Origin of the sequence: Granulicatella seriolae, from assembly GCF_024543085.1 — a bacterium.
GTDB lineage: Bacteria > Bacillota > Bacilli > Lactobacillales > Aerococcaceae > Granulicatella > Granulicatella seriolae.
In genome coordinates, this window is sequence record NZ_JANHNZ010000021.1 from 1723 (window position 1) to 3290 (window position 1568).

General features: G+C 52.6%; 1 rRNA gene. It reads right to left on the minus strand.

From position 1 onward, the window contains the following. Window positions 1-11: 11 nt before the first annotated feature. Window positions 12-1568 (minus strand): 16S ribosomal RNA (locus NPA36_RS10175).

Genomic DNA, 1568 nt, shown 5'->3' on the forward strand with positions numbered 1-1568 from the left:
AGTTTCCTTAGAAAGGAGGTGATCCAGCCGCACCTTCCGATACGGCTACCTTGTTACGACTTCACCCCAATCATCTATCCCACCTTAGGCGGCTGGCTCCATAAAGGTTACCTCACCGACTTTGGGTGTTACAAACTCTCGTGGTGTGACGGGCGGTGTGTACAAGACCCGGGAACGTATTCACCGCGGCGTGCTGATCCGCGATTACTAGCGATTCCGGCTTCATGTAGGCGAGTTGCAGCCTACAATCCGAACTGAGAATGGCTTTCAGAGATTCGCTTACCCTCGCGAGTTCGCTGCTCGTTGTACCATCCATTGTAGCACGTGTGTAGCCCAAGTCATAAGGGGCATGATGATTTGACGTCATCCCCACCTTCCTCCGGTTTGTCACCGGCAGTCTCACTAGAGTGCCCAACTCAATGCTGGCAACTAGTAATAAGGGTTGCGCTCGTTGCGGGACTTAACCCAACATCTCACGACACGAGCTGACGACAACCATGCACCACCTGTCACTTTGTCCCCGAAGGGAAAGCTCTATCTCTAGAGTGGTCAAAGGATGTCAAGACTTGGTAAGGTTCTTCGCGTTGCTTCGAATTAAACCACATGCTCCACCGCTTGTGCGGGTCCCCGTCAATTCCTTTGAGTTTCAACCTTGCGGTCGTACTCCCCAGGCGGAGTGCTTAATGCGTTAACTGCAGCACTGAAGGGCGGAAACCCTCCAACACTTAGCACTCATCGTTTACGGCGTGGACTACCAGGGTATCTAATCCTGTTTGCTACCCACGCTTTCGAGCCTCAGCGTCAGTTACAGACCAGAGAGTCGCCTTCGCCACTGGTGTTCCTCCATATATCTACGCATTTCACCGCTACACATGGAATTCCACTCTCCTCTTCTGCACTCAAGTTCCCCAGTTTCCAATGACCCTCCACGGTTGAGCCGTGGGCTTTCACATCAGACTTAAGAAACCGCCTGCGCTCGCTTTACGCCCAATAAATCCGGACAACGCTTGCCACCTACGTATTACCGCGGCTGCTGGCACGTAGTTAGCCGTGGCTTTCTGGTTAGATACCGTCATGATGCTAGCAGTTACTCTAGCACGTGTTCTTCTCTAACAACAGAGTTTTACGATCCGAAAACCTTCTTCACTCACGCGGCGTTGCTCCGTCAGACTTTCGTCCATTGCGGAAGATTCCCTACTGCTGCCTCCCGTAGGAGTTTGGGCCGTGTCTCAGTCCCAATGTGGCCGATTACCCTCTCAGGTCGGCTACGTATCACTGCCTTGGTGAGCCTTTACCTCACCAACTAGCTAATACGCCGCGGGTCCATCCATCACCAGAAGCACTAAGGCCTCTTTTCCTTCCTCGACCATGCGGTCAAAGAACCTATGCGGTATTAGCATCCGTTTCCGAATGTTATCCCCCTGTGATGGGTAGGTTACCCACGTGTTACTCACCCGTTCGCCGCTAAGTTACAAGAGATGCAAGCATCTCTTGTAACTCCGCTCGACTTGCATGTATTAGGCACGCCGCCAGCGTTCGTCCTGAGCCAGGATCAAACTCTCATGATA